Origin of the sequence: Bradyrhizobium sp. BRP56 (assembly GCF_020194035.1) — a bacterium.
Classification (GTDB): domain Bacteria; phylum Pseudomonadota; class Alphaproteobacteria; order Rhizobiales; family Xanthobacteraceae; genus Bradyrhizobium; species Bradyrhizobium australafricanum.
Genome location: NZ_JADYVV010000221.1, coordinates 1 through 427, shown reverse-complemented (window position 1 = coordinate 427; position 427 = coordinate 1). Strand labels below are relative to the sequence as shown.

The following is a 427-nucleotide window of genomic DNA, read 5'->3' as shown; positions in this document are numbered from 1 at the left end:
CCTCAATGGTGGCCTGGGCGTTGATTCGCAACCTGCCTGGTTTACTGGAAGTGCTGGTGCTCTCGCGACTGAATATGCGCCAGGGCGCGTCGTATGCCATTACTACCATCCTTAACTACATCATTATTGCTGTTGGTGCGATGACGGTGTTCGGATCGCTGGGCGTCTCTTGGGATAAACTCCAGTGGCTGGCCGCAGCATTATCCGTAGGTCTTGGTTTTGGTTTACAAGAAATTTTCGGTAACTTCGTCTCCGGTTTGATCATTCTATTCGAACGTCCGGTGCGTATTGGCGATACGGTAACCATTGGTAGCTTCTCGGGGACGGTAAGTAAGATCCGTATTCGTGCGACAACGATTACCGATTTCGATCGCAAAGAAGTGATCATCCCGAACAAAGCGTTTGTTACCGAGCGTCTGATCAACTG

Annotated in this window: 1 protein-coding gene; it reads left to right on the top strand. The window is 50.4% G+C overall.

All coding sequences use genetic code 11. The features are described from left to right. Nucleotides 1-427 (top strand): mechanosensitive ion channel domain-containing protein (locus tag I6F38_RS43480; protein ID WP_225164724.1); only part of this gene is annotated, 427 nt, incomplete at both ends.